The sequence below is a fragment of the Pseudomonas sp. NFX98 genome (assembly GCF_047784845.1).
Lineage (GTDB): Bacteria > Pseudomonadota > Gammaproteobacteria > Pseudomonadales > Pseudomonadaceae > Aquipseudomonas.
Genome location: NZ_JBLNNF010000012.1, coordinates 21,691 through 45,096 on the forward strand (window position 1 = coordinate 21,691; position 23,406 = coordinate 45,096).

Here is a 23,406-nt window from a genome sequence, read left to right on the forward strand (position 1 = left end):
CTCGACACCAACCTGTAGGAGCAAGGCTTGCCCGCGATAGCGCCCTTGAGTGTTCGCTAGACCAGACTCACAACCAGATCGCGTCCCACAACGGATAATCCCCAACCTTCCCCACCAATCCCGCCCGCAATGGATTGGCAACGATGTATCGAGCGATTGCTTGTAAATCCTCTTCTCTACGAATGGCACGATCGTGAAATCCAGGCTGCCACAATGAACCTGCTCTCTGTAGCTCGCGGTTGAGCGTCACAGTTGTCCGAGACTTGGTGCGTGCCATCAGAGTTCGCAGCGGGGCATTTTGCAGTTCAATAAGCCAATGAAAATGATCGGGCATCACAACCCAGGCTAATGAGTTGGCAAATTGCTCTTGTTGAGCTTTTCGAAATGCGTTTACAACCAATCGGCCTGTCTTGAAGCTGGAAAAAACGGGCTGACGATTCAGTACGACGGCTGTCAGTAAATAGATTTGCCCTTCCTCCGAGTAACGTCCGGTGCGCAGACGATGGGCGTGATGCTGGCTTGGCATTGATTGTCCTCTTTGATCAGGGCCTGTCTTCAGGCTAGATCGACATAGGAAGATTGGAGTCATAACAGTTGTTCAGGACGTGTCTGGAAGTACGCCATCGCGGGCAAGCCTTGCTCCTACAGGAGGTAAGGTCGAACCACAATGTTGTGAACGACATTAATCCGTAGGAGCAAGGCTTGCCCGCGATGGCGATTTAATTAGCGCCGCAAAAACGCCTGATGCATCTCATCCAGCGTTTCAAAATGGAAGGCCGGGGCTTCGGCACTCAGCTCTTCCCGACTGCCAAACCCGTACCCAACCGCCGCTGCGTCCAACCCATTGCTGCGCGCACCGATCAGGTCGTGCTTACGGTCGCCGATCATCAGGGTATTGGCCGGGTCCAGGCCTTCTTCCGCCATCAGGTGCGCGATCAGTTCGACTTTATTGGTCCGGGTGCCATCCAGCTCGCTGCCGTAGATCACTTTGAAGTGTTTGGCGAAGTCGAAATGCCGGGCGATTTCCCGGGCGAAGACCCATGGCTTTGAGGTGGCGATGTACAGCTGTCGCCCTTGTCCGCCAAGGGTTTCGAGCAGCGGCGTGACGCCATCGAACACGCGATTTTCGTACAGGCCGGTGACCTTGAAACGCTCGCGATAGAAATTCACCGCCTCCCAGGCTTTCGGCTCATCGAAGTCATAAAACTGCATGAACGCCTGCAACAACGGCGGGCCGATAAAGTGTTCGAGCTTGGTCAGGTCGGGTTCATCGATGCCGAGCTTGCTCAAGGCAAACTGGATCGAGCGGGTGATGCCTTCGCGCGGGTCGGTCAGGGTGCCATCGAGGTCGAACAGAACGGTTTGGTAATGCATGAAAATTCCTGGGCAGTAGCGAGACGTTTCAGACCTGATCGTAGCCTTCGGCCAGATGCAGATCCTTGAGCTTCACGTAGTTCGCCGCGCTGTAGGTGAAAAAGGCTTGTTCCTTGTCAGTCAGTGGCCGGATCTGTTTCACCGGACTACCGACATACAGGAATCCGCTTTCCAGGCGCTTGCCCGGGGGCACCAGGCTGCCGGCGCCAATGATCACATCGTCGGCAACCACTGCGCCGTCCATGACGACGCTGCCCATTCCAATCAAAACCCGACTGCCGACGGTGCAGCCATGCAGCATGACTTTGTGGGCGATGGTCACGTCATCACCGATCAGCAATGGGAACCCGTCAGGGTTGAACGGCCCGGCATGGGTAATGTGCAGCACGCAGCCATCCTGCACGCTGGTGCGCGCACCGATGAGGATGCGGTGCATGTCGCCGCGGATCACGGTCAATGGCCACACCGAGCTGTCTTCGCCGATCTCGACATCGCCGATCACCACCGCCGAACGGTCGACAAAAGCGCCTTTGCCCAGCAGCGGCGTGTGGTTCTGATACTTGCGAAGGTTCACGATAGGGTTTCTCTCTGTTGCTGATAGCTGCGGTGAACGTCGATTGTAATTAAGATGGCTGCATGTTTCTTCCAGCCAAGGTGCCAACCGTGAGCGTGAACAACCCTCTTTTGCAGTCCTACGACCTGCCGCCGTTCTCCGCGATCCGTGCCGAGCATGTGCAACCGGCCATTGAACAGATCCTGGCTGACAACCGCGCCGCCATTATCGAGATCCTCAAGACTCAGGGCAAACAACCGACCTGGGCCGGCCTGGTGCTGGCGATGGACGAACTCAACGATCGCCTGGGCGCTGCCTGGAGCCCGGTCAGCCATTTGAATGCCGTGTGCAACAGCGCCGAACTGCGCGCAGCCTACGAATCGTGCCTGCCGGCCTTGAGCGCCTACTCCACCGAAATGGGCCAGAACCGTGAACTGTTCCTGGCCTATGAAGCCCTGGCCAACAGCCCGGAAGCCGCCGGTTTCGATGTGGCGCAGAAAACTATCCTGGAACACGCCCTGCGTGACTTCCGTCTGTCGGGTATCGACCTGCCGGAAGCCGAGCAAAAACGCTACGCCGAAGTGCAGAGCAAGCTCTCCGAGCTGGGCAGTCGATTCTCCAATCAGTTGCTCGACGCGACCCAGGTATGGACCAAGCACATCACCGATGAAGCCGTCCTCGCCGGCCTGACCGATTCAGCCAAGGCGCAAATGGCCGCCGCTGCCCAGGCTAAAGAGCTGGATGGATGGCTGATCACCCTGGAATTCCCGAGCTACTACGCGGTGATGACCTACGCCCACGACCGTGCCCTGCGCGAAGAAGTCTACGCCGCCTACTGCACCCGCGCGTCGGACCAAGGCCCGAATGCCGGGCAGAACGATAACGGCCCGGTCATGGAAGAAATCCTCGACCTGCGTCAGGAACTGGCAAAACTCCTGGGCTTCGCCAGTTTCTCGGAGTTGAGCCTGGCCACCAAAATGGCCGAGTCCAGCGATCAGGTGCTGAGTTTCCTGCGCGACCTGGCCCAGCGTAGCAAACCGTTCGCCGCGCAGGACCTGCAACAACTAAAGGCTTACGCCGCCGAACAAGGTTGCCCGGACCTGCAAAGCTGGGACAGCGGTTTCTACGGTGAGAAACTCCGCGAGCAACGTTACAGCGTTGCCCAGGAAGCCCTGCGCGCCTATTTCCCGATCGATAAAGTGCTGGGCGGCCTGTTCGCCATCGTGCAACGTCTGTACGGCATCGAAATCGCCGAACAGAAAGGCTTCGACACCTGGCACCCGGATGTTCGCCTGTTCGAAATCAAGGAAAACGGCCAGCACGTCGGCCGCTTCTTCTTCGACCTCTACGCCCGCGCCAACAAGCGTGGCGGCGCGTGGATGGATGGCGCCCGCGACCGTCGCCGCACCGCTGGCGGCGTGCTGCAAAGCCCGGTGGCCAACCTGGTGTGCAACTTCACCCCGGCCGACAGCGGCAAGCCTGCGCTGCTGACCCATGATGAAGTGACCACCCTGTTCCACGAGTTCGGTCACGGCCTGCATCACCTGCTGACCCGCGTCGAGCATGCCGGTGTCTCCGGCATCAACGGTGTGGCCTGGGATGCGGTCGAGCTGCCGAGCCAGTTCATGGAAAACTGGTGCTGGGAACCTGAAGGCCTGGCGCTGATTTCCGGTCACTATGAAAGTGGTGAGCCACTGCCGCAGGACCTGCTGCAGAAAATGCTCGCGGCGAAAAACTTCCAGTCCGGCCTGATGATGGTTCGCCAGTTGGAGTTCTCGCTGTTCGACTTCGAACTGCACGCCACCCATGGCGACGGCCGCAGTGTGCTGCAAGTGCTCGAAGGCGTGCGTGACGAAGTTGCGGTCATGCGTCCACCGGCCTACAACCGTTTCCCGAACAGCTTCGCCCACATCTTCGCGGGCGGTTATGCCGCGGGTTACTACAGCTATAAATGGGCTGAGGTGCTGTCCGCCGACGCGTTCTCGAAGTTTGAAGAAGAAGGCGTGCTCAACGCGGCCACCGGTCGCGCGTTCCGGGAAGCGATTCTCGCGCGCGGTGGTTCCCAGGAGCCGATGGTGCTGTTCGTCGACTTCCGTGGCCGTGAGCCATCGATTGACGCACTCTTGCGCCACAGCGGCCTGAGTGAGGACGCGGCAGCATGAGTGAGGGTCCCGTGATTACCAAACGACGTTTTATCGCCGGGGCGGTTTGCCCGGCCTGCAGCGAGCCGGACAAGTTGATGATGTGGAACGAAGACAGCGTGCCACATCGCGAGTGCGTGGCCTGTGGCTATTCCGATACGCTGAATGAACAAGGTCTGTCGGTGCCCAAGGAATTGGGCACCCGGGTCAATACGTCCGCCCTGAAAGCACCGGACACCAAGGTTCAGGCCGTGCAGTTTTTCCCGAACCCGAAGCTGAAAAAGAAACCTGACGAGCAGCATTGATCAGAAAACGCCTTCCACTGCGCAATGCAGGGGAAGGCGTTATTGCTGAAGATGCGCCGACTGGAACCAGTTTTTCATTGAACACGCTGCAAATGGACTGGTGCTGCAATCGCCGTTGGCCAACGCCGTGCGCAACTTGTCGACATCCGCCTGCATCATGTAACGAACCCCGTCCTTGAAATGGGTGCTGTCACCAAAGCCACCCTGGGTCATTTCGCTCAGCGCGTCCTCCTTGCTCCAACCTTGCACCACCACCCGGTACATCGCCGCGATCAGACCGGTCCGGTCAGAACCGTGCTTGCAGTGCAACAACACCGGACCATTGGCTTCAGCGGTTTGAATGGTGCGCAAGGCCTTGAGTATGTCTGCGTCATCGACGTGGTTGGTGCGATAGGGCAGTTGTACTTGGGTGATATCAGCCGTAGTCAGCCAGCGCGAATCCGATTCGGGCAGAAACGTGATGACGGTCCCAACCTTGAGTCGTTTCAGTAAAGGCACCGCTCCCTGGTCCGGCATCCCGCTTCGATAAAGCGTCGGGGACATTTGATAGAGGTTGTATTGCACCTCGACCGATTGTGCCCATTCTGCCGGGCGGGGCGAAGTGCCGTCGTCAGCCAGTGCAGGCGCAAGGTTGAACAGTGCGACCAGCGACAGGTACATCGCTGGAAAAAAACGCAGTAGGGACATGCTCGGGTGACCGTTCAGGAAGGGACGGGAAGTTACCGGTGAGCATCCCCCTTGAGCGGTCAAAGGGCTGTGAGTTGGCTGTCAAAGAATCGTGAAGCCATGGCCCAGTTCATAGTTTCAGTTTGATGAAGGCCTGGAGCAACCCGTTCAGTGCGGTCCCATAGTCAAACAACTGTCCAGTTAAAGGGTTGCGCCCTTTAACTTCAAATGGCGAGCCGGAATCCGCAGCTTTGGTCTCGTACACGCGCTGGCTATACAGTTGGAGATCATCCTCATCAATGTCGAACTCCTCAACAGCTACTCGAAACTCGGGTGGTTCAGCGGGAAGACGATAGAGGTACACTATTCCGTCTGAAGCAATTACCAGTTGATCATAAAAGGCGAGCGCAAGTTGTGTGAGGGCGGCAATGTCCTTTTCGTCGGTGCTATTGTCTGGAGTGACATTGATATCTGACCATGGGTCAAAATCGAGCTTTGTAGTCTTGCCATAGTCTTCTATATGAAGTGTCACGGTGGGGGCATTCGCAAGAACAGCAGCGAACTGATCCATTGTTTTATCAGGATACTCACCTGTCCTTATGAGTTTGACAACTACCTGCACATTTTCGGATGTCTCTATTTGTCGTAGATAAACACCAGCTTTTATGGGAGTGGACATTTTTATCCTCGTGGCTGAGTTGAATGCACGCGAAGTCCGCATGCATCCAACAATGTTGCTTTCCAGTGATCTGAAAGGCAGGGATCAGGGATTGACGATACTGGCGTACGCCTTGGCCAATGCCTGTAACTTGGCTTTGTCATCGGCATCAATGACCCGGTCCCCGTCTACATCCTTGTCAACGGTGCGGATACTGAAAGAGTTGCCAAGGTCTGTGGAGGTAGCCGTGAAAAAAACCGAATCAACCAGAGCTTCGATTTGTTGCTCATTCTGCGCATCCCAGCTTTGCTCCTTGCGAGCAAGTTGCAGCGAAACAACGGTATTAGGTTCCGATGGGCCCGGCTGCATAAGTTGAAGAAAAATACCGCGTGAATTAAAGAACGACATAAATAAATCCTTTTATTTGTTTGCTGTAGTGGGGTTACTTGAAGACCCGAATATACGAGCTAACTTTTAATCCAGCCATGACCTATATGTTTCGTCAATTTACTAGTTAGCATGGAAGTGCGGTCTGGAAGATCTGCCAGCCAATCAACGGCTGAACGGTACTGGCCAACACGCGCAACCTCGACTACTGTATGAATATACAGATCAAGGACTCCATCGATGGCCACTCCTCTGCCTCCCCGCGGTCGCGGCACTGCCGCCAACCCGCACAATCGCTTTGCTCCGAGCCGCTCGGTGGCCGAGGACGACGGCTGGTATCAGGAAGCGCCGGTGACTCAAGGCACCGAAGTGCGCATCGAGACGGCGAAAACCATCATCACCAAAAACAACTCGCCGGACCTGCCCTTCGATCGTTCGATCAATCCCTATCGCGGTTGCGAGCACGGATGCATTTATTGCTACGCGCGACCAAGCCACGCTTACTGGGACATGTCGCCGGGACTGGATTTCGAGACCAAGCTGATCGCCAAAACCAACGCTGTGGATGTGCTGGAGCAGCAGCTGTCCAAACGTGGCTATCAATGTGCACCGATCAACCTCGGTTCCAACACCGATCCGTATCAGCCGATCGAGCGCGAATACAAGATCACCCGGCAAACCCTCGAAGTGCTGTTGCGCTACAGACATCCGGTGACCATTGTCACCAAAGGATCGCTGATCCTTCGTGATCTCGACCTGTTGGCGGAGCTCGCCGAACAAAGGCTGGTGGCGGTAATGATCAGCCTGACCACCCTGGACGACGAGCTCAAACGCATCCTCGAACCGCGCGCCGCCGCGCCCAAGGCCCGGTTGCGGGCGATCAGGGTCATGCGCGAGGCCGGCATTCCGGTGGGGGTGCTGTGCTCGCCGATGATTCCCATGATCAACGATAGCGAACTCGAAAGCCTGCTGACCGAAGCCCAGGCGGCCGGAGCGCAAAGCGCTGCCTACATGATGTTGCGCCTGCCGCTGGAAGTGGCGCCGCTGTTCGAAGAATGGCTGGCCGCCCACTATCCGCAACGGGCGGCGCATGTCCTGAGCCTGATTCGCCAGAGCCGTGGCGGCGAACTCTACGACAGTCGCTTTGGCGCACGGATGCGCGGCGAAGGACCGTTTGCCGACCTGCTGGCACAGCGCTTTGCCAAGGCCATCAAGCGGCTGGGGCTCAATCGTCGGGAAGGTTTTAACCTGGACTGCGAAGCCTTCTGTCCGCCGGGTCGCCAAATGTCGTTGATTTGAGGACAATTGGCCTATGGTTGAGTACTGGAGAACGCGCTCAAGGATTAGGCTGGTCACGTTTTTTGTGACCTGGAACACACGTCCTAGAGCGTTTTATTCAGTTTGAGTTAAGATTCGGCCGCTACCTTGTTCATCGAGTGACTGACGGGTCGAGCTTTCCGGCCTGGATGTTTTTTAACCAGCCACTGGCTTCACACCGGACATACGGGATAACACCCTGAGCCCGCCAAAGAGGATGAATCATGAGTGACAAGGATAAACAGCCGTTGGCTGCGTCGGCTTCTGCCCAACCCGAGGCGGAAACCGCCGATGCAGCGTTGAAGCATATCGTTGACGGCTTCTTGCATTTTCATCATGAGATCTTTCCGCAGCAGGAAGAACTCTTCAAAAAACTCGCCACGGCGCAACAGCCAAGGGCGATGTTCATTACCTGCGCCGATTCGCGCATCGTGCCTGAACTGATCACCCACAGCTCGCCTGGCGACCTGTTCGTGACCCGCAATGTCGGCAACGTCGTACCGCCTTACGGGCAGATGAATGGTGGCGTTTCCACCGCCATCGAGTATGCGGTGCTAGCGCTGGGTGTGCAGCACATCATCATCTGCGGTCATTCCGATTGCGGCGCGATGCGGGCGGTGCTCAACCCCGACAGCCTGGAAAAAATGCCCACGGTCAAAGCCTGGCTACGGCATGCGGAAGTCGCCAAAACCATGGTGCACGACAACTGCAATTGCGCCGATGAAAACGAGACCATGCATATCCTCACTGAGGAGAATGTCATCGCTCAATTGCAGCACTTGCGCACCCATCCCTCGGTAGCCTCGCGCATGGCGAACGGTCATCTGTTCATCCATGGCTGGGTCTACGACATCGAGACCAGTGAAATAAAAGCCTACGACGCCGACCAGGGTTGTTTCCTGCCACTTAATGGCAGCCTGCCCATTCCGGTGGCGACGCCCAAAGCGCGCTTCTAAAACCTCCTAAACATTTGTGTGGATAAGCCGTGGCTGCCGAACAGACAGTCCGGCTTTGCCATGCCTGAAGAAAACTTCGGGAGAATCATCATGCGTGCTGCGCAACTCAAAGCTGTTCTGCCACGGGAGCTGTTGGCTTCGGTGGTGGTGTTTCTGGTCGCCCTGCCCCTGTGCATGGGCATTGCCATCGCCTCAGGACTACCGCCAGCCAAAGGCCTGATCACCGGGATCGTCGGGGGTTTGGTCGTGGGCTGGTTGGCGGGTTCTCCGCTGCAAGTCAGCGGGCCCGCGGCGGGTCTGGCGGTTCTGGTGTTCGAACTGGTGCGCCAGCACGGCGTGGCCATGCTCGGGCCGATCCTTTTGCTGGCGGGTTTTCTGCAACTGGTGGCCGGGCGCTTGAAGCTCGGTTGCTGGTTTCGGGTCACGGCGCCAGCGGTGGTGTACGGCATGCTCGCCGGGATTGGCGTGCTGATCGTACTTTCGCAGGTGCATGTGATGCTCGACGCAGCGCCGAAACCGTCCGGCCTAGATAACCTCACGGCGTTTCCCGGTGCGGTGGCCCAGGCATTGCCATCGTTCGGCTGGCAGGCCGGCCTGCTCGGTCTCTCGACCATCGCCGTGATGTGGCTGTGGGAAAAATTCCGCCCGCATTCATTGCGCTTCGTTCCCGGAGCGTTGCTCGGGGTGGGTCTGGCGACAATCGCCAGTCTGGTGCTGGCATTGCCCGTCAAACGTGTTGAGGTTCCGGCGAACCTGGCGGAGGCGATTGACTGGCTGCGCCCGGCGGACCTGCTCAACCTCGCCGACCCGAGCCTGCTGATCGCTGCATTCGCGGTGGCGTTCATCGCCAGCGCCGAAACCTTGCTGTCCGCCGCGGCCGTGGACCGCATGCACAGCGGCCAACGTTCTGACTTTGATCGCGAACTGTCAGCCCAAGGCGTGGGCAACATGCTCTGCGGCTTGCTCGGCGCGTTGCCGATGACCGGGGTGATCGTACGCAGTTCGGCCAACGTCCAGGCCGGTGCCACCACCCGCTACTCGACGATTTTCCATGGCCTCTGGCTATTGGCGTTCGTTTTGTTGCTGTCGAGTGTGCTGCAAAGCATTCCGGTGGCGAGCCTGGCCGGTGTACTGGTTTACACGGGTTTCAAATTGGTCGACCTCAAGGCCTTTCGCGGTTTGGGTCGCTATGGCCGGATGCCGATGTTCACCTACGCCGCGACGGCCTTGGCGATCATCTTCACTGACTTGTTGACCGGCGTGCTGATCGGTTTCGGCCTGACCCTGGTGAAACTGGCGCTGAAGGCCTCACGGTTGAAAATCAGCCTGATCGATCTGCCCCGGGACGGCGAGATGGAGTTGCGTCTGGTGGGCGCGGCGACGTTTCTCAAAGTGCCGGCGTTGACCAAAGTACTGGGCAGCATTGCGCCGGGCACGACGGTGCATGTGCCGCTCAATAACCTGAGTTACATCGATCACTCGTGTCTGGAGTTACTGGAGGAATGGGGTCGGGCGAATGCGGCCAAGGGCTCGAAGTTGTTGATTGAGTCGCGGGGTTTGAAGCGCAGGCTTGAAGGGCGGGTACGGACTAATACCGGTATAGGTGCGGCTGGCTGAAGATCCCTTGTGGGAGCGAGCTTGCTCGCGATTGCGGTGGTTCAGTCAACATTGATGTTGAATGTCAGGGCGCTATCGCGAGCAAGCTCGCTCCCACAGGGAACAATGTCGCCTGAAATTCAGGCGACTGTCTGATCCAGCTCCAGACCCACGCCCAAACGGCGCGACATGCACGGCCAGCGTTTCCACGCGGCGCCGGTGTCCGGGCTGCTGAGTTTCTCGCGGTAGGCTTCCACCGACTCCAGCGCGAAACTCTCCTCGCTCAACATTTCGTCGAAGGCGTGATGCACGACCTCATCGAGTTGGTTGGCAAATTCCTCACCGATCAACTGGTGAGCAATCAGGTTGGCGACAGTCATGTCCAAGGGGATCAGTGGCTGGCCGAAATGCTTGATGTACAGGTCGTTGACCTCTTCGACAAAACGGTGCGCCAGATAGGCTTCGTCCAGCAGGCTGTCGAGCCCGACGTGCCCGGCCATGATGGCGGGCGGCTGGAGGAAGTACTGTTCAGCGATTTTCAGCACCGGTTTGATCTGTGACTCGATACCCGCTTCCCTGGCAACTTCATTGGCTGCATCCAGCAGATCAGGAACTTCATCAATGTAAGCAGCGACAAAACGCGTCAGCACACCATTGGCGTCGTTTTCCGGTAATTGGATCGCCGGGTGTAAATGAGGCAGTTTGCTTTCCAGCTGACGAGTCAGCAGTCCGGTTTCGGCTTCGTGTTGTTGGGCTTTTTGGATCTGCTCGCGCAATGCGGCGGTGTTCATGAAAACTCCAGGAAACAAAGGCAATGAAATAGGGAAGACATAACTTAGCTGGCTTACGATAAATGCTAAGACGCATTTGTCATAAATGTTTCATCCTTGAGACGCCCCCGTTATATCGGTTTGCCACCACTCGTCTGCATCCTTCTCCATTCGTGCCCTGCAACGCAAGTTAATGCTGTTTCAGATGATTTACGCCTTCACATTGCGAGGTGGGAGTCGCTGTCTATACTCGCTCATGAATGGAGTTAGCTGATGACGCCCGACTGCATATGCAGCAAGGCCCGGTGCTCAAGTTCGTAGTCTGATGCAGCCGCTCCCTTGCCGCAGGTGAAAGCCGGCGGGATAACAAGAACGATAAGGGGAACCCGCAATGATGCGACATCCACATGTCTGGATGGGCCTCCTGTTGTGGTCGATTTTCAGTCAGGCGCAAGCGGCCTGGACTGTGAATATGGCGCCTGGAGCGACTGAAATCAGTCACGCTGTTTTTGACCTGCACATGACCATTTTCTGGATCTGTGTAGTGATCGGCATCATCGTTTTTGGCGCCATGTTCTGGTCGATGATCCTGCATCGCCGCTCGACCGGGCAGGTGGCCGCCAAATTCCATGAAAGCACCACCGTCGAAATTCTCTGGACCATCGTGCCCTTCATCATTCTGGTGGCCATGGCGGTTCCCGCGACGGCGACCCTGATCAAGATGTACGACGCCAGTGAGCCGGATATCGATATCCAGGTCACCGGCTATCAATGGAAATGGCACTACAAATACCTGGGCCAGGACGTTGAGTTCTTCAGCAACCTGGCCACCCCCGCCGACCAGATCCACAACAAGGAAGCCAAGGGCGAGCACTACTTGCTCGAAGTCGACAAGCCGCTGGTGCTGCCGATTGGCGCCAAGGTACGTTTCCTTGTGACCTCCGCTGACGTGATCCACTCCTGGTGGGTGCCGGCCTTCGCGGTCAAGCGCGATGCGATCCCGGGGTTCGTCAACGAAGCCTGGACGCGCATCGAAAAACCCGGCATCTACCGTGGCCAGTGCGCCGAACTGTGCGGCAAGGACCACGGGTTCATGCCGATCGTGGTCGAGGTCAAGGAAAAGGCCGACTACGAAAAATGGCTGGGCGAGCGCAAGGCTGAAGCGGCGCAACTCAAGGAACTGACCAGCAAGGAATGGACCCTCGACGAGCTCAAGGAGCGCGGCGACAAGATCTATCACACCACTTGCGTGGCCTGTCACCAGGCTGAGGGTCAGGGTCTGCCGCCGATGTTCCCGGCGCTCAAAGGCTCGAAAATCGCCACCGGACCAAAAGACGCGCACCTGAGCATTGTCTTCCACGGCAAGCCCGGCACCGCCATGGCGGCGTTCGGCAAGCAGCTCTCGGAAGTCGATATCGCAGCGGTCGTGACCTATGAACGTAACGCCTGGGGCAACAACAAGGGCGACATGGTCACGCCGAAAGAAGTGCTGGAGCTGAAACAGGCGGAAAGCAAATGACCCGGTCCATTGCTCACCTCAGGAACCGGTCGGGGCAATGCGCCCCGGCCTGCCCAGCCCATCCGGTTACAGGAGACAGGCCATGAGCGCCGTAATCGATGACCACGGTCATGCCGACCACGCCCACGGCCCTGCCAAAGGCCTGATGCGTTGGGTGCTGACCACCAACCACAAGGACATCGGCACGCTGTACCTGTGGTTTGCGTTTTCCATGTTCCTGCTCGGCGGCTCGTTCGCGATGGTGATTCGCGCCGAGCTGTTCCAGCCGGGTCTGCAAATCGTCCAGCCGGAATTCTTCAACCAGATGACCACCATGCACGGTCTGGTGATGGTTTTCGGTGCGGTGATGCCGGCCTTCGTCGGCCTCGCCAACTGGATGATTCCGCTGATGATCGGCGCGCCGGACATGGCGTTGCCACGGATGAACAACTTCAGCTTCTGGCTGTTGCCGGCCGCATTCATCCTGCTGGTGTCGACCCTGTTCACCCCCGGTGGCGGGCCGAACTTCGGCTGGACCTTCTACGCACCGCTATCGACGACATACGCACCGGAAAGCGTGACGTTCTTCATCTTCGCCATCCACTTGATGGGGATCAGCTCGATCATGGGGGCGATCAACGTGATCGCCACCATCCTCAACCTGCGCGCTCCCGGCATGACGCTGATGAAAATGCCGCTGTTCGTCTGGACCTGGCTGATCACCGCGTTCCTGCTGATCGCGGTGATGCCGGTACTGGCCGGTTGCGTGACGATGATGCTGATGGACATCCACTTCGGCACCAGTTTCTTCAGTGCCGCCGGTGGCGGTGACCCGGTGCTGTTCCAGCACGTGTTCTGGTTCTTCGGTCACCCCGAGGTGTACATCATGATCCTGCCGGCCTTCGGTGCCGTCAGCTCGATCATTCCGACCTTCTCGCGCAAGCCGCTGTTCGGCTACACCTCGATGGTCTACGCCACGGCGAGTATTGCGTTCCTGTCGTTCATCGTCTGGGCGCACCACATGTTCGTGGTCGGCATTCCGCTGGTGGGCGAGTTGTTCTTCATGTACGCCACGCTGCTGATCGCGGTGCCGACCGGGGTGAAAGTGTTCAACTGGGCCAGCACCATGTGGCAGGGCTCGCTGACCTTCGAGACGCCGATGTTGTTCGCGGTGGCGTTCGTGATCCTGTTCTCCATCGGCGGTTTCTCCGGTTTGATGCTGGCCATCGCCCCGGCGGACTTCCAGTACCAGGACACCTACTTCGTGGTCGCGCACTTCCACTATGTATTGGTGCCGGGTGCGATCTTCGGGATCTTCGCCTCGGCCTATTACTGGATGCCGAAGTGGACCGGCCACATGTACGACGAAACTCTCGGCAAGCTGCATTTCTGGCTGTCGTTCATCGGCATGAACATGGCCTTCTTCCCGATGCACTTCGTGGGGCTGGCGGGCATGCCGCGGCGGATTCCGGACTACAACCTGCAATTCGCCGACTTCAACATGGTGTCGTCGATCGGCGCGTTCATGTTCGGCACCACGCAGTTGTTCTTCCTGTTCATCGTGATCAAGACCATTCGCGGCGGCCCGCCTGCACCGGCCAAACCGTGGGACGGGGCGGAAGGCCTGGAGTGGAGCATTCCGTCACCGGCGCCGTATCACACGTTTACTACACCGCCGGAAGTGAAATGAACAATTTCTGCCTTGTGGAAATTCCTGTGGGAGCTGGCTTGCCAGCGATGGGATCACCGCGGTGTGTCAGGCATGCAGCCATCGCTGGCAAGCCAGCTCCCACAGGGTTCTCGGTAGAGGGCATAGGTCATGGCTGATTCGATTTCGATGAAGAAGCTGGTCACTCGTCTGTTGCTGGTGGTGGTGGCGATGTTTGTGTTCGGGTTTGCGCTGGTGCCGATCTACGACGTGATGTGCAAGGCATTCGGCATCAACGGCAAGACCGCCGGGCAGTACGAGGGCGAGCAAACGGTCGATACCTCGCGGCAGGTGCGCGTGCAGTTTCTGTCGACCAATTCCGCCGACATGTCGTGGGATTTCTATCCCAAGCACGATGAGCTGACGGCCAACCCCGGGGCGGTGAACGAGATGATCTTCATTGCGCACAACCCCACCGATAAGCCGATGAGCGCCCAGGCCGTACCGAGCATCGCGCCCAGCGCGGCGGCGGCGTATTTCCACAAGACCGAATGTTTCTGCTTTACCCAGCAAGTGCTGCAGCCCGGTCAACGGATCGAGATGCCGGTACGTTTCATCGTTGACCGTGACATGCCCAAGGATGTGAAGCACCTTACGCTGTCCTACACGCTGTTCGATATCACCGCCCGACATCCACCGGTCGCAGTAAACACTGGCGGTTGAGCGTGCCCGATAAGGAGAACAATAAATGGCAACTCATGAACATTATTACGTTCCGGCCCAGAGCAAATGGCCGATCATCGCCACGGTCGGGATGTTCGTCACCGTATTCGGCCTGGCCACCTGGTTCAACGACCTGAAAGCGGCGCGGCCTGAATCTCACGGCCCGCTGATCTTTTTCGTCGGTGGCCTGCTGCTGGCCTACATGCTGTTCGGCTGGTTCGGCACGGTGATCAAGGAAAGTCGCGGCGGTTTGTACAGCGCGCAAATGGACCGCTCGTTCCGCTGGGGTATGAGCTGGTTCATCTTCTCGGAGGTGATGTTCTTCATCGCCTTCTTCGGTGCGCTGTTTTATGTGCGCCACGTTTCCGGGCCGGCGCTCGGTGGCGAAGGCGCCAAAGGCATCGCCCACATGCTGTGGCCGAACTTCGAGTTCACCTGGCCGCTGCTGAACAACCCGGACTCCAAACTCTTTCCGCCGCCCAAGGAAGTCATCAGCCCTTGGGGCCTGCCGCTGCTCAACACCGTGTTGCTGGTCAGTTCCAGCGTCACCGTGACCATCGCCCACCACGCCTTGAAAAAGGGTCATCGCGGCGCCCTCAAGATTTGGCTGGCGATCACCGTGTTGCTGGGCTGCGCGTTCCTCGGTTTTCAGGCCGAAGAGTACATGCACGCTTACCACGAACTGGGCCTGACCCTGGGCTCGGGCATCTATGGCGCCACGTTCTTCATGCTCACCGGGTTCCACGGCGCGCACGTGACCATCGGCACTATCATCCTGTTCGTGATGCTGATGCGGATCATGCGCGGGCACTTCGACAACGAGCATCAGTTCGGCTTCGAGGCAGCGAGTTGGTACTGGCACTTCGTGGACGTGGTGTGGATCGGGCTGTTCGTATTTGTTTACGTACTGTAGGAGCGAGCTTGCTCGCGATGGTGTGTCAGACACGTTGATTTCGACTGATACACCTTCGCGAGCAAGCTCGCTCCTACAGCTACCAAGGGGCGTGAGATACCAACTGGCCGCTGAAAAAACCCCAGGCGATCAACCCGACGGTAATGGCGGCCAGCGCTACACGAACACTCAAGGCAATGACGAGGCGGTTCGAGCTGCTGTCGTCCTTGACCAGAAAAAACAGGCCGCTGAACAGGCTGACAACCGTGGCAATCAGCATCAGGACGATGGCTGCTTTGAGCATGGTGAGACTCCGGGGGACTAGCGATGCACTTGAGTATAGCTATCGCACCGACTGACTTTCTGGCGATGCCATGAAGCGTTTCCGGCCGGGCATCGTGCCGACACTGGTGGTCGCCCTGTTGCTGCCGCTGCTGGTGTCGCTCGGGTTCTGGCAATTGAGCCGGGGCGCGGAAAAAAGCGCGCTGCTGCAAACCTACACCGAGCGCCGGGCTGCCGAACCAATGGCCAGCACCGAGCTGCAACACAGCGCCGATCCAGCCTTCCGCCGCGTTCGCCTGCACGGTCAGTTCGATGCCGCCCACAGCCTGTTGCTGGATAACCGCCAGCGTAATGGCAAGGTTGGCGTCGAGTTGCTGCAACCCTTCCACGATCAGGCGACCGGGCTCTGGCTGCTGGTCAATCGTGGCTGGCTGCCGTGGCCGGACCGGCGTACACCGCCGCAATTCACCACCCCGACTCAGGCCCTGAGTCTCGACGCCTGGGTCTACGTTTCTCCCGGCGCGACCTTCCAGTTGCACGCCGATCCCGACAGCGCGACCTGGCCGCAACTGGTCACGGCGGTTGACCCGGCGAAACTCTGGACGTCACTTGGCCGCGAAGGTTTCGCCTACGAATTACGCGCAGAAATTGGGCCGGCGACTTACCAGGCCGATTGGCCGGTCGTTGCCATGGGCCCGGAAAAACACATCGCTTATGCCGTGCAGTGGTTCGCCATGTCGATCGCTCTGTTCGGTCTTTATCTCTACCTCGGCTGGCACAACGCAAAGGAGAAACACCATGGGAGCGGCCATGAATCCACCCAGCATGTCTGAGGCAAAACCGTCGGTGAACCGGCGCAAAGGACGTTTGCAGTTGCTGTTGATTCTGCTCGGGGTCATCGGGCCGATGGTCCTCGCCACCGGCATGTACAAATTGCAATTCTGGGTGCCGGAAGGCCGCAGCTATCACGGCGAACTGATCGGCAACGGCCAGACCCGTGCCGACCTAGGCGTGCAGGCACAGGAAGACCGCTGGCAGTTGCTGGTGACCGCGCCCAAGGATTGCGCCGTCGATTGCCAGCAACTGGTGTATCTGGCGCGGCAGGTTCAGATCGGCCTGGGCCGCGACGCCGGGCGCGCCAGCCACGCGATCGCCGTTGCGCAGCCGTTGGCAACCGATTACGAGGCCAAGCTGACCCGCGAATACCCGCAGCTGCAACGCTATCCGCTGGACCTCAACACCTTCAGCAAGGCCAATGGCGACAAGACCGCGCCGCAACTGTGGATCATCGACCCGCACGGCAATCTGGTGTTGCGCTACGACCCCGCCGTGAAGGGCAAGGATCTGCTGAACGACCTGCGTCACCTGCTGAAACTGTCCAACATCGGATAAGGGCATCGTCATGGCCAAACCTGGATTTCGCCTCGCGCTGTTTGCCACCTTGCTGGCACTGATTGTGGTGTTGCTCGGCGCCTATACCCGCCTGACCCACGCCGGCCTCGGCTGCCCGGACTGGCCCGGCTGCTACGGCTTCATCAGCGTGCCGAAAAGCGAAGCCCAACTGGCCCATGCCGAATTGCATTTCCCGGACACGCCGGTCGAAGCCCACAAGGGCTGGAACGAGATGATCCACCGCTACTTTGCCGGCACGCTGGGGCTGTTGATTGTGGCCCTGGCCGCTCGCGCATGGACGCATCGCCGGCATCCGGGGCAACCGGTGAAGTTGCCGCTGTTCCTGTTGGCGGTGGTGTTCGCGCAAGCGGCGTTCGGCATGTGGACGGTGACGCTCAAGCTCTGGCCGCAAGTGGTGACCGGGCATTTGCTCGGCGGTTTTGCCACGTTGAGCCTGTTGTTTCTGCTGACCTTGCGCCTGTCCGGCGTGCTCCCGGCACTGACCGTGCCACGGCGTTTGCAGCACTGGGCAACGGCCGGGCTGCTGCTGGTGATCGGGCAAATCGCCCTCGGTGGCTGGGTCAGTTCCAATTACGCCGCCGTGGCCTGCATCGACTTCCCGACCTGCCATGGCCAATGGTTGCCACCGGCTGACTTCGCCAACGGCTTTCACCTGACCCAACACATCGGCCCGAACTACCTCGGCGGGCAACTCGACAGCGATGCGCGCACGGCAATTCATCTGACCCACCGCATAGGCGCGTTGTTGGTGACGCTGGTGCTACTCGGCCTGGCCTGGCAACTGAAAGTAGTCGGCATGACGCGACTGGCGGGGTTGGTGTTGGTCGCCCTCGCGGCGCAAATTACCTTGGGCATCAGCAACGTGGTGTTCCATCTGCCGCTGCCGGTAGCCGTCGCGCACAACGCCGGCGGTGCGGCGCTGCTACTGACGATGGTGCTGGTCAATTATCACGCGCGAACCAGTCTGGTTCGGGTCAAGCAACCTTCGCGCTGGCGCTTCAGCCCGCGTAAACATTCAGCCGGGCCCATAACAATAAAAGGAGAGATGCCATGGCGATTCTGATCGGCGAACGTCATAGCCAGGCGATCTGGCGTGACTATCTGGAGCTGACCAAACCGAAAGTGGTGGTGCTGATGCTCATCACCTCACTGGTCGGGATGTTCCTCGCCACTCGCGCCGGGGTGCCATGGACCGTGCTGGTGTTCGGCAATCTGGGGATCGCCTTGTGTGCGGGCGGTGCGGCGGCGGTCAACCACGTGGTGGACCGGCGGATCGATGCGGTCATGGCGCGCACCCACAAACGACCGCTGGCTGAAGGGCGGGTGTCTCCGGCGGCGGCCCTGACGTTTGCGCTGGCGTTGGCGGTGCTTGGCCAAGCCTTGTTGCTGGCGTTCACCAATCCGCTGACGGCGTGGCTGACCCTCGCCTCCTTGCTCGGTTATGCGGTTGTCTACACCGGTTTTCTCAAACGCGCGACGCCACAGAATATTGTCATCGGCGGCCTCGCGGGCGCCGCTCCACCGCTGCTCGGCTGGACCGCCGCCACCGGCCACATCAGCGCCGAACCGTTGCTGCTGGTGCTGATCATCTTCGCCTGGACCCCGCCACACTTCTGGGCGCTGGCCATCCACCGCAAAGAGGAATACGCCAAGGCTGACATTCCGATGCTGCCGGTGACCCACGGCGAGCATTACACCAAGGTGCACATCCTGCTTTACACCTTCGCCCTGCTGGCCGTCAGCCTGATGCCGTACGTGATTCACATGAGCGGCCTGCTCTACCTGATTTGCGCGATCGGCCTGGGCGCGAGGTTCCTGCAATGGGCCGTGGTGCTGTACCGTGGCACTCGGCCGCACGCGGCGATCAACACGTTCAAGTACTCTATCTACTACCTGTTCCTGCTGTTTATCGCGCTGCTCGTAGACCACTACTTATTGTTGAACCTATGACTCGAACCCAGAAAACCGTCTTCATCCTTGTCGCCCTGATCGCGCTGGTCCTGGGCCTGACCATCAATAAAGTGCTGTCCGGAAAAGGCCAGGGCGACCCGACGGCATTGATCGACGCCGGCATCATCCTGCTGCCGCAAAGCCGCAACCTGCCGGATGTGACGATGACCGATCAGGACGGCAAACCGGTGGCGGTCAACGAACTCAAAGGCAAATGGTCGCTGCTGTTCTTCGGCTACACCTTCTGCCCGGACATCTGCCCGACCACCCTCGCCCAGCTGCGGCAGATCAAGAGCGAGCTGCCGCCCGAAGCGGTGGACAAGTTGCAGATCGTGCTGGTCAGCGTCGACCCGAACCGCGACACGCCGAAACAGCTCAAGCAGTATCTGGGTTACTTCGATCCCCAGTTCATCGGCCTCACGCCCAAATCGGTGGAAGAACTGCAAAAAGTCGCCAATGCGGTGAGCATTCCGTTCATCCCGGCGGATACCAGCAAACCGAATTACACCGTCGACCACAGCGGCAACCTCGCGGTGATCGGGCCGGACGGGACCCAGCGCGGGTTTATTCGGGCACCGTTGAACAATGTGAAGCTGGTGGCGCAGTTGCCGGTGATGCTGAACCGCAAGTAACAGCACCACTAAACCCAGTGGGAGCACAGTTTTTTCAGGCATAAAAAATGGGCATCCGATTTAATCGGTATGCCCATTTTTTTATTGCGGTCCTCCCTATTCGGGAAGGAGATCACCGCGATTACGGATTAACGCTGTCTTTCAAGGATTTGCCTGGCTTGAAGGCGACGGTGTTGCTGGCCTTGATTTTGACTGGCTCACCGGTTTGCGGGTTTTTGCCGGTGCGGGCGCCGCGGTGGCGTTGCAGGAAGGTGCCGAAACCTACCAGCGTCACGCTGTCTTTGCGGTGCAGGGCGCCGGTGATCTCTTCGAGAACGGCGTTGAGGACGCGGTTGGCCTGCTCTTTGGTGAGGTCTGCTTTTTCAGCAATGGCTGCGGCGAGTTCTGGTTTACGCATATTAGTGAAGCCCCTTTGACGGTTTGTTTTTGTTATGTCCGTGCTGCTCTCTGCGGAGCAGCGCCCAAAGCGCCGCAGATGCTCTACTCTGCGGCAGACGGGAGTGAGGATGGCACGCAGCGCCCAGCCGCGCCAGTGTCGACGCGGCCAATGTATGGGCAAAATGGGGGTGATTCCGACAGAACGACCGCTATTTACGCCAGCAGCGCCGGAAGCTCTTTGTTCAGGGCCAGTTTCTCCATGACGGCCGTGCCTGTCAGGGCATAACCCAGCAGTTTGCCTGAGGCATCGCGGCATAAAACCTTGATGTCGGCGCCCTGCCCTTCAACCGTCCAGACACCCTCCAAACCCCGTGGCGGCGGGGATACTACCAATGGACACACCGGGGTTTTCACGGTAATGGGCATCGGGCCGTAGCTGACCGCCGTCGGATTGCCGGCGAGGGTCTGGGCCAGCGCTCTCGCACAACTCATGAGGGGCATCACGTACAACAGATTCAGCCCATCGACCTCGGCACAGTCGCCCAGCGCATAGATATTGGCGTGAGACGTTTTCAGGTGACGGTCGACCATCACACCACGATTGACCTGCAAACCGGCCGCAGCGGCCATGTCGATGCGCGGACGCAAGCCAATGGCCGAGACCACCACGTCGCACGGGATGACCTGACCATCGGACAGATGCGCTTCCAGACCCTCGCCGACGCGTTGCAGGCGAGTGAGCACCGGCCCGAGATGGAAGCGCGCACCAAGGCTTTCCAGCCCGGCCTGGACCGCCGCGGCAGCCGCCGGGTGCAACAGCGTCGGCATGACCTGTTCGCACGGGGCAACCAGTTGCACCTCATAGCCGCCGAGGCTCAAGTCGTTGGCGAACTCGCAGCCGATCAGGCCGGCGCCGAGCAGTAACACCCGACGCTTGCCAGCCGCCGCCGCGCGAAAACGTGCGTAGTCTTCCAGGTCATTGATCGGGAACACGCAATCCGCCGCATCGCCTTCGATGGGCACACGCACGGTTTCGGCGCCCCAGGCCAGGATCAGGTCACGGTAGGTCACCGCTTCCTCGCCGATCCACAGGCGTTTGTGGCCAGGGTCGATGCCGCTGATGCGCGTGTGAGTACGCACTTCGGCCTTCAACTGCTCGGCCATGGCGCCGGGTTCGGCCATGCTCAGGCCGTCGGCGTCCTTGTTTTTGCCGAACCCGGTGGAGAGCATCGGCTTGGAGTAGGAGCGCCCGTCATCGGCGGTAATCAGCAGCAGCGGGGTTTCGCTATCGAGTTTGCGAAACTCCCGGGCCAGGTTGTAGCCAGCCAGGCCGGTGCCGACGATCACGACAGGTGCGTTCATTCCTTACTCCTCTTAATGTCTTAGTTGATTTCGATCATTTCGAAATCCATCTTGCCGACGCCGCAATCCGGGCACAGCCAGTCTTCCGGCACGTCTTGCCACAGGGTGCCCGGCGCAATGCCGTCATCCGGCCAGCCGTCGGCTTCGTTATAGATCAGGCCGCAGACCACACATTGCCACTTTTTCATTCAGGTACTTCCTCAGTTCAGGCTTTTGCCGGCCGGACGATCGATGATTGCAGCGCTGCCGTTCGGCTCAGCGCGTTTTGTACTGATGGGGCCGCGCAGATGCAAGCCTGTTCGACGCAACGGGCGGCCGGATCACTCAAATTTATCAGCTGACATGTTAAGCTCGCCGCCTCCTTTGCTGCCAATAATGACGTACTGTGCCGCACTCAAAATCCCCGTTCTGGGTTCCCAGAAGCCAACTCGCTCCGCTCCCCGACGCCTCTACTCTCGACTGGCTGTTCGATGAAGGATCGCTGACCCGGCGCCTGACCCGTCTGTCGAATGACGGCTTCAGCGTCACGCCGCTGTACGAAGGCTGGCAGACCTTGCGCGCCGATGAGTGCGCCGCGCTGGACCTGGCCGAAGGCAGCGAAGGCTGGGTGCGCGAAGTGTATCTGCGCGGGCATGGCCAGGCATGGGTGTTTGCCCGCAGCGTCGCATCGCGCAGTGCGTTGCAGGGTGACGGCTTGCACATGGACGAATTGGGCAGCCGCTCATTGGGCGAGTTGCTGTTTTGCGACCACGCGTTCCAGCGCCGCGCCATCGAGGTTTGCCACTATCCTCAAGACTGGCTGCCGACGGAAGTACAGGCGCCTGAGTTGTGGGGCCGTCGCTCGCGCTTCGATCGCGGCACCTTGAGCGTGCTGGTGGCCGAGATTTTCCTGCCGACCCTGTGGAGCGCCGCCCGCGCCCACCCGGAGAACTGCTGATGTACCAGAGCCTGCTCAAGTCCCTCAACCGCTTGAACCCTCGGGCCTGGGATTTCATTCAGCTGACGCGCATGGACAAGCCGATCGGCATTTACCTGCTGCTGTGGCCGACGCTGTGGGCGCTGTGGATTGCCGGAAAAGGCTCGCCGTCACTGGCCAACATCGTGATTTTCGTCCTCGGCGTGATTCTGACCCGCGCCGGCGGCTGCGTGATCAATGATTGGGCCGACCGCAAGGTCGACGGCCACGTCAAACGCACCGCGCAACGTCCGTTGGCCAGCGGCAAGATCAGCTCGAAAGAGGCACTGGTGTTTTTTGCTTTGCTGATGGGCGTGAGTTTTCTACTGGTGCTGTGCACCAATGCGCCGACGATCTGGTTGTCGTTCGGAGGGTTGGCGCTGGCCTTCACGTACCCGTTCATGAAGCGCTACACCTACTACCCGCAAGTGGTGCTGGGCGCAGCGTTTTCCTGGGGCATGCCGATGGCGTTCACCGCCGAGACCGGGGAACTGCCGGCGGCGGCGTGGCTGCTCTGGATCGCCAACCTGCTGTGGACGGTGGGTTACGACACGTATTACGCGATGACCGACCGTGATGACGATTTGAAAATCGGCGTGAAATCCACGGCAATCCTGTTTGGCGACGCGGATCGGGTGATCATCCTGACCCTGCAAGGCCTGGCGCTGGGTTGCCTGCTGCTGGCGGGGTCGAAATTCGAGCTCGGCGGCTGGTTCCACCTCGGTTTGGCGGTGGCGGCAGGCTGCTTTGCCTGGGAGTTCTGGTACACCCGCGGCAAGGACCGGATGCGCTGCTTCCAGGCGTTTTTGCACAATCACTGGGCCGGACTGGCGATTTTCGTCGGGATCGTGCTGGATTACGCGTTGCGCTAGCACGCCTTTGCAGGAGCAAAGCTTGCTCGCGATGGCGCCTTCAAAATCGCTATCGCGGGCAAGCCTTGCTCCTACAAA

At 59.3% G+C, this 23,406-nt stretch carries 27 protein-coding genes; 16 read left to right on the plus strand and 11 right to left on the minus strand.

The annotated features are described in order from the left end of the window. Nucleotides 1-67: 67 nt before the first annotated feature. The 3 genes from ACM110_RS17065 to ACM110_RS17075 all read right to left on the minus strand — a co-directional run bounded on the left by ACM110_RS17065 (nt 68) and on the right by ACM110_RS17075 (nt 1,948). Nucleotides 68-526 carry an REP-associated tyrosine transposase gene (locus tag ACM110_RS17065; RefSeq protein WP_416128697.1) on the minus strand — a complete coding sequence of 153 codons (459 nt, stop codon included), beginning with the start codon at nt 524-526 and terminating at the stop codon, nt 68-70. Nucleotides 527-723: 197 nt separating this feature from the next. Next, on the minus strand, nt 724-1,374 hold the full coding sequence (locus ACM110_RS17070) for an HAD family hydrolase (protein ID WP_416128698.1): 651 nt from the start codon (nt 1,372-1,374) through the stop codon (nt 724-726). A gap of 28 nt (nt 1,375-1,402) precedes the next feature. Beyond that, nucleotides 1,403-1,948 carry a gamma carbonic anhydrase family protein gene (locus tag ACM110_RS17075; RefSeq protein WP_416128699.1) on the minus strand — a complete coding sequence of 182 codons (546 nt, stop codon included), beginning with the start codon at nt 1,946-1,948 and terminating at the stop codon, nt 1,403-1,405. 62 nt (nt 1,949-2,010) lie between these two features. Between ACM110_RS17075 and prlC the strand changes: the two genes are divergently transcribed. Both prlC and ACM110_RS17085 read left to right on the plus strand, forming a co-directional pair. Continuing rightward, complete coding sequence (gene prlC / locus ACM110_RS17080) at nt 2,011-4,089, plus strand: oligopeptidase A (RefSeq protein ID WP_416128700.1); 2,079 nt, start codon at nt 2,011-2,013, stop codon at nt 4,087-4,089. Beyond that, nucleotides 4,086-4,373, plus strand: a complete 288-nt coding sequence (locus ACM110_RS17085) for a YheV family putative zinc ribbon protein (protein ID WP_056854468.1) — start codon at nt 4,086-4,088, stop codon at nt 4,371-4,373. The genes prlC and ACM110_RS17085 overlap by 4 nt, the downstream gene beginning before the upstream one ends. 39 nt (nt 4,374-4,412) lie before the next feature. On the opposite strand, the gene ACM110_RS17090 is transcribed toward ACM110_RS17085, so the two are convergent. The 3 genes from ACM110_RS17090 to ACM110_RS17100 form a co-directional block, all read right to left on the minus strand. Continuing rightward, nucleotides 4,413-5,060: a tyrosine-protein phosphatase gene (locus tag ACM110_RS17090; RefSeq protein WP_416128701.1), complete on the minus strand. Its 648-nt coding sequence runs from the start codon at nt 5,058-5,060 to the stop codon at nt 4,413-4,415. 109 nt (nt 5,061-5,169) lie between these two features. Beyond that, on the minus strand, nt 5,170-5,718 hold the full coding sequence (locus tag ACM110_RS17095) for a hypothetical protein (RefSeq protein WP_416128702.1): 549 nt from the start codon (nt 5,716-5,718) through the stop codon (nt 5,170-5,172). Nucleotides 5,719-5,802: 84 nt separating this feature from the next. After that, entirely contained in the window at nt 5,803-6,105 is a 303-nt protein-coding gene (locus tag ACM110_RS17100; protein ID WP_416128703.1) for a hypothetical protein, read from the minus strand. Nucleotides 6,106-6,324: 219 nt separating this feature from the next. Between ACM110_RS17100 and ACM110_RS17105 the strand changes: the two genes are divergently transcribed. The 3 genes from ACM110_RS17105 (at nt 6,325) to ACM110_RS17115 (ending at nt 9,974) form a co-directional block, all read left to right on the plus strand. Beyond that, the gene (locus ACM110_RS17105) at nt 6,325-7,383 is read left to right on the plus strand and encodes a PA0069 family radical SAM protein (RefSeq protein WP_416128704.1); all 1,059 of its coding nucleotides are present in this window, start codon (nt 6,325-6,327) and stop codon (nt 7,381-7,383) included. Nucleotides 7,384-7,625: 242 nt separating this feature from the next. Then, entirely contained in the window at nt 7,626-8,357 is a 732-nt protein-coding gene (locus ACM110_RS17110; protein ID WP_338584047.1) for a carbonic anhydrase, read from the plus strand. A gap of 90 nt (nt 8,358-8,447) precedes the next feature. Further along, a complete protein-coding gene (locus ACM110_RS17115) occupies nt 8,448-9,974 on the plus strand; it encodes a SulP family inorganic anion transporter (RefSeq protein WP_416128705.1) in 1,527 nt (508 codons plus the stop codon). A gap of 119 nt (nt 9,975-10,093) precedes the next feature. Here the strand turns inward: ACM110_RS17115 and ACM110_RS17120 are convergent, their stop codons facing one another. Then, nucleotides 10,094-10,744 carry a hypothetical protein gene (locus ACM110_RS17120; protein WP_416128706.1) on the minus strand — a complete coding sequence of 217 codons (651 nt, stop codon included), beginning with the start codon at nt 10,742-10,744 and terminating at the stop codon, nt 10,094-10,096. Between the two features lie 370 nt (nt 10,745-11,114). Here ACM110_RS17120 and coxB point away from each other — a divergent pair, with 370 nt between their 5' ends. From coxB to ACM110_RS17140, 4 genes are all read left to right on the plus strand, one after another. Then, a complete protein-coding gene (gene coxB / locus ACM110_RS17125; protein ID WP_416128707.1) occupies nt 11,115-12,242 on the plus strand; it encodes a cytochrome c oxidase subunit II in 1,128 nt (375 codons plus the stop codon). 82 nt (nt 12,243-12,324) lie between these two features. After that, complete coding sequence (gene ctaD / locus ACM110_RS17130) at nt 12,325-13,911, plus strand: cytochrome c oxidase subunit I (protein ID WP_416128708.1); 1,587 nt, start codon at nt 12,325-12,327, stop codon at nt 13,909-13,911. A gap of 129 nt (nt 13,912-14,040) precedes the next feature. Then, the gene (locus ACM110_RS17135; RefSeq protein ID WP_034149469.1) at nt 14,041-14,592 is read left to right on the plus strand and encodes a cytochrome c oxidase assembly protein; all 552 of its coding nucleotides are present in this window, start codon (nt 14,041-14,043) and stop codon (nt 14,590-14,592) included. A gap of 25 nt (nt 14,593-14,617) precedes the next feature. Then, complete coding sequence (locus ACM110_RS17140) at nt 14,618-15,505, plus strand: cytochrome c oxidase subunit 3 (protein WP_338584042.1); 888 nt, start codon at nt 14,618-14,620, stop codon at nt 15,503-15,505. A gap of 79 nt (nt 15,506-15,584) precedes the next feature. Here ACM110_RS17140 and ACM110_RS17145 read toward each other — a convergent pair whose 3' ends face one another. Continuing rightward, nucleotides 15,585-15,788, minus strand: coding sequence for a twin transmembrane helix small protein (locus tag ACM110_RS17145; RefSeq protein WP_008064738.1), 204 nt, complete (start codon nt 15,786-15,788; stop codon nt 15,585-15,587). Nucleotides 15,789-15,858: 70 nt separating this feature from the next. Between ACM110_RS17145 and ACM110_RS17150 the strand changes: the two genes are divergently transcribed. The 5 genes from ACM110_RS17150 to ACM110_RS17170 are packed head-to-tail and all read left to right on the plus strand — an operon-like array spanning nt 15,859 to nt 19,761. Further along, entirely contained in the window at nt 15,859-16,599 is a 741-nt protein-coding gene (locus ACM110_RS17150) for an SURF1 family protein (RefSeq protein WP_416128709.1), read from the plus strand. Next, nucleotides 16,565-17,158 (plus strand): hypothetical protein, encoded by a 594-nt coding sequence (locus ACM110_RS17155; RefSeq protein ID WP_338584040.1) that lies wholly within the window; start codon nt 16,565-16,567, stop codon nt 17,156-17,158. Before ACM110_RS17150 ends, ACM110_RS17155 begins: the two co-directional genes overlap by 35 nt. Nucleotides 17,159-17,168: 10 nt before the next feature. After that, nucleotides 17,169-18,242, plus strand: coding sequence for a COX15/CtaA family protein (locus ACM110_RS17160; protein WP_416128710.1), 1,074 nt, complete (start codon nt 17,169-17,171; stop codon nt 18,240-18,242). Continuing rightward, nucleotides 18,230-19,129: a heme o synthase gene (cyoE, locus tag ACM110_RS17165; protein WP_416128711.1), complete on the plus strand. Its 900-nt coding sequence runs from the start codon at nt 18,230-18,232 to the stop codon at nt 19,127-19,129. Before ACM110_RS17160 ends, cyoE begins: the two co-directional genes overlap by 13 nt. Beyond that, complete coding sequence (locus ACM110_RS17170) at nt 19,126-19,761, plus strand: SCO family protein (protein ID WP_416128712.1); 636 nt, start codon at nt 19,126-19,128, stop codon at nt 19,759-19,761. The genes cyoE and ACM110_RS17170 overlap by 4 nt, the downstream gene beginning before the upstream one ends. A 121-nt stretch (nt 19,762-19,882) precedes the next feature. Here ACM110_RS17170 and ACM110_RS17175 read toward each other — a convergent pair whose 3' ends face one another. The 3 genes from ACM110_RS17175 to ACM110_RS17185 form a co-directional block, all read right to left on the minus strand. After that, nucleotides 19,883-20,158 carry an HU family DNA-binding protein gene (locus ACM110_RS17175; protein ID WP_003213368.1) on the minus strand — a complete coding sequence of 92 codons (276 nt, stop codon included), beginning with the start codon at nt 20,156-20,158 and terminating at the stop codon, nt 19,883-19,885. A 194-nt stretch (nt 20,159-20,352) separates the two neighbouring features. Next, entirely contained in the window at nt 20,353-21,501 is a 1,149-nt protein-coding gene (locus ACM110_RS17180) for an NAD(P)/FAD-dependent oxidoreductase (RefSeq protein ID WP_416128713.1), read from the minus strand. A gap of 20 nt (nt 21,502-21,521) precedes the next feature. Beyond that, nucleotides 21,522-21,689, minus strand: coding sequence for a rubredoxin (locus tag ACM110_RS17185; protein WP_007954349.1), 168 nt, complete (start codon nt 21,687-21,689; stop codon nt 21,522-21,524). A gap of 197 nt (nt 21,690-21,886) precedes the next feature. Between ACM110_RS17185 and ACM110_RS17190 the strand changes: the two genes are divergently transcribed. Both ACM110_RS17190 and ubiA read left to right on the plus strand, forming a co-directional pair. After that, nucleotides 21,887-22,438, plus strand: a complete 552-nt coding sequence (locus tag ACM110_RS17190) for a chorismate--pyruvate lyase family protein (RefSeq protein WP_416128714.1) — start codon at nt 21,887-21,889, stop codon at nt 22,436-22,438. Beyond that, complete coding sequence (ubiA, locus tag ACM110_RS17195; RefSeq protein ID WP_416128715.1) at nt 22,438-23,328, plus strand: 4-hydroxybenzoate octaprenyltransferase; 891 nt, start codon at nt 22,438-22,440, stop codon at nt 23,326-23,328. Before ACM110_RS17190 ends, ubiA begins: the two co-directional genes overlap by 1 nt. Nucleotides 23,329-23,406: the final 78 nt, after the last annotated feature.

Bases quoted from the DNA above. Each gene is read 5' to 3' on its own strand.
- ACM110_RS17175 (WP_003213368.1), bottom strand. From the start codon at position 20,158: ATGCGTAAACCAGAACTCGCCGCAGCCATTGCTGAAAAAGCAGACCTC.
- ACM110_RS17085 (WP_056854468.1), top strand. From the start codon at position 4,086: ATGAGTGAGGGTCCCGTGATTACCAAACGACGTTTTATCGCCGGGGCG.
- ACM110_RS17090 (WP_416128701.1), bottom strand. From the start codon at position 5,060: ATGTCCCTACTGCGTTTTTTTCCAGCGATGTACCTGTCGCTGGTCGCA.
- ACM110_RS17150 (WP_416128709.1), top strand. From the start codon at position 15,859: ATGAAGCGTTTCCGGCCGGGCATCGTGCCGACACTGGTGGTCGCCCTG.
- ACM110_RS17160 (WP_416128710.1), top strand. From the start codon at position 17,169: ATGGCCAAACCTGGATTTCGCCTCGCGCTGTTTGCCACCTTGCTGGCA.
- ACM110_RS17065 (WP_416128697.1), bottom strand. From the start codon at position 526: ATGCCAAGCCAGCATCACGCCCATCGTCTGCGCACCGGACGTTACTCG.
- ACM110_RS17140 (WP_338584042.1), top strand. From the start codon at position 14,618: ATGGCAACTCATGAACATTATTACGTTCCGGCCCAGAGCAAATGGCCG.
- coxB (WP_416128707.1), top strand. From the start codon at position 11,115: ATGATGCGACATCCACATGTCTGGATGGGCCTCCTGTTGTGGTCGATT.
- ubiA (WP_416128715.1), top strand. From the start codon at position 22,438: ATGTACCAGAGCCTGCTCAAGTCCCTCAACCGCTTGAACCCTCGGGCC.
- ACM110_RS17070 (WP_416128698.1), bottom strand. From the start codon at position 1,374: ATGCATTACCAAACCGTTCTGTTCGACCTCGATGGCACCCTGACCGAC.
- ACM110_RS17170 (WP_416128712.1), top strand. From the start codon at position 19,126: ATGACTCGAACCCAGAAAACCGTCTTCATCCTTGTCGCCCTGATCGCG.
- cyoE (WP_416128711.1), top strand. From the start codon at position 18,230: ATGGCGATTCTGATCGGCGAACGTCATAGCCAGGCGATCTGGCGTGAC.
- ACM110_RS17180 (WP_416128713.1), bottom strand. From the start codon at position 21,501: ATGAACGCACCTGTCGTGATCGTCGGCACCGGCCTGGCTGGCTACAAC.
- ctaD (WP_416128708.1), top strand. From the start codon at position 12,325: ATGAGCGCCGTAATCGATGACCACGGTCATGCCGACCACGCCCACGGC.
- ACM110_RS17135 (WP_034149469.1), top strand. From the start codon at position 14,041: ATGGCTGATTCGATTTCGATGAAGAAGCTGGTCACTCGTCTGTTGCTG.
- ACM110_RS17185 (WP_007954349.1), bottom strand. From the start codon at position 21,689: ATGAAAAAGTGGCAATGTGTGGTCTGCGGCCTGATCTATAACGAAGCC.
- ACM110_RS17155 (WP_338584040.1), top strand. From the start codon at position 16,565: ATGGGAGCGGCCATGAATCCACCCAGCATGTCTGAGGCAAAACCGTCG.
- prlC (WP_416128700.1), top strand. From the start codon at position 2,011: ATGTTTCTTCCAGCCAAGGTGCCAACCGTGAGCGTGAACAACCCTCTT.
- ACM110_RS17110 (WP_338584047.1), top strand. From the start codon at position 7,626: ATGAGTGACAAGGATAAACAGCCGTTGGCTGCGTCGGCTTCTGCCCAA.
- ACM110_RS17120 (WP_416128706.1), bottom strand. From the start codon at position 10,744: ATGAACACCGCCGCATTGCGCGAGCAGATCCAAAAAGCCCAACAACAC.
- ACM110_RS17095 (WP_416128702.1), bottom strand. From the start codon at position 5,718: ATGTCCACTCCCATAAAAGCTGGTGTTTATCTACGACAAATAGAGACA.
- ACM110_RS17105 (WP_416128704.1), top strand. From the start codon at position 6,325: ATGGCCACTCCTCTGCCTCCCCGCGGTCGCGGCACTGCCGCCAACCCG.
- ACM110_RS17115 (WP_416128705.1), top strand. From the start codon at position 8,448: ATGCGTGCTGCGCAACTCAAAGCTGTTCTGCCACGGGAGCTGTTGGCT.
- ACM110_RS17145 (WP_008064738.1), bottom strand. From the start codon at position 15,788: ATGCTCAAAGCAGCCATCGTCCTGATGCTGATTGCCACGGTTGTCAGC.
- ACM110_RS17100 (WP_416128703.1), bottom strand. From the start codon at position 6,105: ATGTCGTTCTTTAATTCACGCGGTATTTTTCTTCAACTTATGCAGCCG.